General features: G+C 57.9%; 6 protein-coding genes. 1 reads left to right on the top strand and 5 read right to left on the bottom strand.

Features of this window, described 5'->3' with window-relative positions:
• Window positions 1–64: 64 nt before the first annotated feature.
• Entirely contained in the window at window positions 65–1,108 is a 1,044-nt protein-coding gene (gene sohB, locus ACTH3D_RS12725) for a protease SohB (RefSeq protein ID WP_441667503.1), read from the bottom strand.
• A 140-nt stretch (window positions 1,109–1,248) separates the two neighbouring features.
• Here sohB and ACTH3D_RS12720 point away from each other — a divergent pair, with 140 nt between their 5' ends.
• Window positions 1,249–1,560 (top strand): SCP2 sterol-binding domain-containing protein, encoded by a 312-nt coding sequence (locus tag ACTH3D_RS12720; protein WP_441667501.1) that lies wholly within the window; start codon window positions 1,249–1,251, stop codon window positions 1,558–1,560.
• 18 nt (window positions 1,561–1,578) lie between these two features.
• Here the strand turns inward: ACTH3D_RS12720 and nudC are convergent, their stop codons facing one another.
• From nudC to ACTH3D_RS12700, 4 genes are read right to left on the bottom strand one after another with little or no spacing between them, the layout of a single operon-like run.
• On the bottom strand, window positions 1,579–2,385 hold the full coding sequence (nudC, locus tag ACTH3D_RS12715) for an NAD(+) diphosphatase (protein WP_441667499.1): 807 nt from the start codon (window positions 2,383–2,385) through the stop codon (window positions 1,579–1,581).
• Window positions 2,385–3,161 carry a DNA polymerase III subunit epsilon gene (gene dnaQ / locus ACTH3D_RS12710; protein ID WP_441667498.1) on the bottom strand — a complete coding sequence of 259 codons (777 nt, stop codon included), beginning with the start codon at window positions 3,159–3,161 and terminating at the stop codon, window positions 2,385–2,387. The genes nudC and dnaQ overlap by 1 nt, the downstream gene beginning before the upstream one ends.
• Window positions 3,162–3,217: 56 nt before the next feature.
• The gene (rnhA, locus tag ACTH3D_RS12705; protein ID WP_441667497.1) at window positions 3,218–3,691 is read right to left on the bottom strand and encodes a ribonuclease HI; all 474 of its coding nucleotides are present in this window, start codon (window positions 3,689–3,691) and stop codon (window positions 3,218–3,220) included.
• 6 nt (window positions 3,692–3,697) lie between these two features.
• Window positions 3,698–4,471 (bottom strand): class I SAM-dependent methyltransferase, encoded by a 774-nt coding sequence (locus tag ACTH3D_RS12700; protein WP_441667496.1) that lies wholly within the window; start codon window positions 4,469–4,471, stop codon window positions 3,698–3,700.
• Between the last annotated feature and the right edge of the window lie 56 nt (window positions 4,472–4,527).

Below are 4,527 nucleotides of genomic sequence, written 5' to 3'. Positions count from 1 at the left end.
CGGCAGCTGCCTGAGAAGTGGGAAGCCTCGCCCGTGGCGCGTCAGCGCTTAGGGCAGGGAGCAGTCACCGCTTATGCCAGCCGCTGGCTTCCAGGCTTTCGATCACTCGCTGGACACCCCGTTCCATGCCCAGCGATACCGCCATCCCCAGCCGCGATGCCAGTGATGAGCGCTCGACAAGCCGCAAAGCAGTCACCCGGGAGCTCTTGAGCTTCTCGGCCAGATATTGCTCGCTAGTACCCAACTCATCAATTAAGCCCAGCGCCAACGCCTCGCTGCCATACCAGCTTTCGCCACTGGCTATCTGCTCCATATCCAGAGCCGGACGACGCTCAGCGACGTAATGCTTGAAGAGCTGGTGCACAGTTTCCAGATCCTCTCTGAACTTTTCCCTTCCCGCGTCATCATTTTCCCCCAGTAACGTCAGTGTGCGCTTATAACGCCCGGCGGTATGGAGCTCCACGTCAATATCGTGGCGCTTGAGCAGGCGATGGATATTGGGTACCTGGGCAATCACGCCAATAGAGCCCAGCACAGCAAAGGGAGCAGCAACCAGCTTGTCGGCCCCACACGCCATCAGATAGCCACCGCTGGCTGCAACGCGATCAACACAGACGGTAGTCGATATTCCGGCTTGTTTCAGGCGGTCAAATTCAGCCGCCGCATGGCCATAGGCATGCACTAACCCTCCCGGTGACTCGAGCTTCAACACCACTTCATCGTTGGCTTCAGCCACGTCAAGCAAGGCGCTGATCTCCTTTCCCAGTCGCCCTGCCCCGCTGGCCTTCAGGTCGCCGTGAAAATCGAGCACCCAGACGTGCGCCTCAGCGCCGTCCTGGTTCTTGTCAGCCTGTTTCCTGCCCCGGTGCTTTCCAAACCATAGTGTGACCTTGCTCCATCCTTTGGGCGTTTCCTGGCTGCCCACATGCTGCTTCAGCCGCTTTAGGCGCAGCTCATGGCGGGCGTTCATATCCTCCAGCTGCAGCTGCCCAAGGGGCGGACTGCCATCACGCCGACGCAGCACGGCACTTGCAACAATGGCAACCACAACAGCGACCAGCACCAACTGGGCGCTAAACATCGCCAGTTCCTTCAACACATCACCCATCTGAGCCTCCCCGCAGCCGACCGGCACATGAATTTGCCGGCAACATGCTTGAACTAAACAGTTGTTTGAAATAGGCTGGGATTCTACCAGCATTTTGCTGACTTTCTTGCCAGACAATTTTGACAAAGCGAGCCTGAACAATGTCCGACGGTACCCTCGACACCCTGAAAGCACGCTTCAATCCTGACGCCGCCCAAGGCATGGATGAAGTTTTTCAGTTTCACTTCACCGACAAGGGTGATCACCACCTGATCATCAAGGACGGCAGCCTGGATGTGGCTGAAGGCGAACACGACGACCCCTCCGTGAGCCTGACCATGTCCACTGACGTGCTCAAAGGGCTGATGACTGGTGACATCAACGGTATGACCGCATTCATGACCGGCAAGATCAAAGCCACCGGCAACGTCATGCTGGCCACCCAGCTGACGTCACTGTTTCCCGCTGGCTAATCGAAACGGATAGCAGCCTCAGCCTTCTTTCACCTTGGCCAGATGCGTCTCGATCAGTGCCCGGGAAATCGAATACGGCGGTGGTAGGCGTGGCAAGGTGCGCGGAGAAAACCAGGCGGCATCGCTAATTTCATGCTGGTCAATACGAATTCGCCGGCTTGCTGCCTCGGCAAAGTACCCCAGCATCAAGGCATGTGGGAACGGCCAGGCCTGACTCCGAAAATAGCGCATCTCGCCAAGAAACAGTCCGACCTCTTCATAGACCTCACGGTGCACGGCCTCTTCGGCTGACTCCCCCGGCTCAATAAACCCGGCCAGTGTAGAATACTGGCCGGGGCGAAAACGTGGGCTGCGGGCTAATAACAACGACTCGCCGTGGGTAACCAGGGTGATAATACAGGGCGAAATTCGCGGGTAGTTGCGGTGGCCACAGCTGTCACAGTGCATCGCGAACTCATGATTGAGGCGCGACGCGGGTACCCCACAGCGGCCGCAGAAGCGGTGGTTGGCAAGCCATGCACCAACCTGCAGCGCCGTTGACAGCAGAGGAAACCAAGACTCGGGCAGCCTGGCCATCCAGGCCCGACCATCCAGCCACTCGCAGTGCTGCAAGCTACTGTGCAAGATGTCAGATGTTGTTTTATCGGCATCAATGCTGAGTAAGCCCACCGGCTCGTCATGCCACCAGCATAGCGGCTGTACGTCCGCATCCCAGCTGCAGTGGGGAAACAACGGCGTCTCATCCCGTCCCATGGCCAGACGCCCCTGACTGAGCAGTATCAAACGCCCGGACTTTTCGGACATCGGCAACTCACGACGTAGCATCAGTGACTCTCCGTTTCACTTGCCTGAGCGTTCTGACTGTCCAGACGGTCCCATTGACATTCACCGGCGGCCTGACGGATGCGCTCAAGCTTGTCCAGGTGGGCCTGCCACTCCCCGACATCAGGCACCACCACGCTCAGCCGCGCCCGCTCAGCCGACAGCCGCCTGATCGACAGACCGCCAGTGTCCTCGGCACCGCTGCGCTGTGAGTGATCGTCACTGCTGTCCAGTATTAGTGCTGTCTGGCCGCCAGTCATAGCCAGATACACATCGGCCAGAATCTCGGCATCCAGTAAGGCGCCATGCAATACTCGGTGCCCATTGTCGATGGTGTAACGCTTACACAGTGCGTCCAGGCTATTACGCTGACCGGGATGCATCTTGCGCGCCATGGTCAGGGTATCAAGGATGCCGCAGCGCTCGGCAACAGGCCCTAGAACCGGCTTACCGCGGGCTTTATTCAGCCGCTGTGTTTCATGGTCGATAAAGCCGACATCAAAGGGAGCGTTATGAATGATCAGCTCGGCGCCATCAATAAAGTCCCAGAAGGCGTCGGCGATATCGGCAAACAGCGGCTCGTTGGCCACCCGCTCATTGGTGATGCCATGCACCGCCATGGCCTCGGCTTCGATCTCACGCTCGGGATTGATGTACTGGTGGTAGGTATTACCGGTCAGCCGGCGGTTGACCATCTCCACCGCACCGATTTCAATCATACGATGCCCTGCACGGGGGTCGATGCCAGTGGTCTCTGTATCCAGAATGATTTGACGCATGCCCGATCTCGCTGTTGGGTAAGACTGGTGATATGAATGTCGATAAGGCGCAATAGTCAGCTCAGCTCATCAATCGCCTCGTTAGCCAGACTGTCGGCTTTTTCATTGCCCGCCACCCCGCTGTGGCCTTTTACCCAGTGCCACTCCACCTCATGTCGCTGGGTTTCTTCCAACAGAGCGCGCCACAGATCGGCATTCTTGACCGGTGCTTTGGCCGCGGTTTTCCAGCCGCGCTTTACCCAGCCATGGATCCACTCGGTGATGCCTTTACGTACATACTCGGAGTCTGTCCACAACACGACCTTACACGGGCGCTTGAGTGTGCGCAGGGCCATGATCGCAGCCATCAGCTCCATGCGATTATTGGTGGTGTCATGCTCACCGCCTTTCAGTGACTTTTCGTGATCACCCCATCTCAGCCAAACACCCCAACCACCGGGCCCGGGGTTTCCCCGACAGCCACCATCGGTATAGATTGTCACTTCACTGAGCAGTTCATTCTGCGTGATGCCAGAGGCGTCAGTATCCATTATCCGTTACTCGTCCCTGGTTATCTGTTCAGGCTGCTTCCTCAGCCGGGTCGCGCCGTTTATTGCATGCCCAACCATGGGCTTACCAAAAGCCAACTGCTTGCGGTTCGGCCGGGCCAGCATTGAACGCCGCCGAGCATGTATCATGTAACATTCCCCCAACGGCAGATTATGGCGCCGCCCGAACACCTCCAGCCTACGGTTACCCACTGGCCGTCCGGGCACGCGAAAGCCGCAGTAGTCTACCCGCTGCACCTCAAAATCAACAAACGCCAACCACTCGGCAAGCCGGGATGGGGTGCGCCATCGACCCTGACCACAGAACTCGCGTCGTCGCTTTGGCAGCAGCCTTGAAAGGCCAAATGGTGACAACGGTGACCACCCGAATATGATCAGGTGACCGTCATCTGCAACTACCCGGGCAGCCTCCTGCAAGAGCCGATGTGGCTCCTCAGCCACCTCAAGCAAGTGGTGAATCACCACTAGATCCAAACAGCCATCAGGCAATGGCAGCCCATCCGGGTGACACACCAGGCTTTCAGCCGTATCAGCTAGCTCAAGGCACGGCACCCAGCGCATCAAATGGCGTACCGGGCAAGTATCTGCCATTTGACCACCCAGCCCGAGCTCCAACCCATGGTGTCCAAACCAGCGATCTGACACTGGTCCCAGGCAGGCTCGCTCGGCCTGCAATAACATACGGCCACGCGCTGACAGCCAGAACCCTCGCCCTGCCTGCACCAGTTTGACCATGGGTTGCAGCTCCGGTGAATTTGACATGATGCATGCTTCTCTTCAAAGTCGTGCTTTTGCGAATGATTCGCTCATATTTTTCA

This window comes from Halomonas sp. (assembly GCF_052095765.1).
Taxonomy (GTDB): Bacteria; Pseudomonadota; Gammaproteobacteria; order Pseudomonadales; family Halomonadaceae; genus Halomonas.
Note: the sequence above shows the minus strand (reverse complement) of the source record. Positions and strands in the feature narration are given on the sequence as shown.

What these genes read in the sequence shown, in the direction of transcription:
- sohB (WP_441667503.1), bottom strand. Translation starts at nt 1,108, where the DNA reads ATGGGTGATGTGTTGAAGGAACTGGCGATGTTTAGCGCCCAGTTGGTG.
- ACTH3D_RS12720 (WP_441667501.1), top strand. Translation starts at nt 1,249, where the DNA reads ATGTCCGACGGTACCCTCGACACCCTGAAAGCACGCTTCAATCCTGAC.
- nudC (WP_441667499.1), bottom strand. Translation starts at nt 2,385, where the DNA reads ATGCTACGTCGTGAGTTGCCGATGTCCGAAAAGTCCGGGCGTTTGATA.
- dnaQ (WP_441667498.1), bottom strand. Translation starts at nt 3,161, where the DNA reads ATGCGTCAAATCATTCTGGATACAGAGACCACTGGCATCGACCCCCGT.
- rnhA (WP_441667497.1), bottom strand. Translation starts at nt 3,691, where the DNA reads ATGGATACTGACGCCTCTGGCATCACGCAGAATGAACTGCTCAGTGAA.
- ACTH3D_RS12700 (WP_441667496.1), bottom strand. Translation starts at nt 4,471, where the DNA reads ATGTCAAATTCACCGGAGCTGCAACCCATGGTCAAACTGGTGCAGGCA.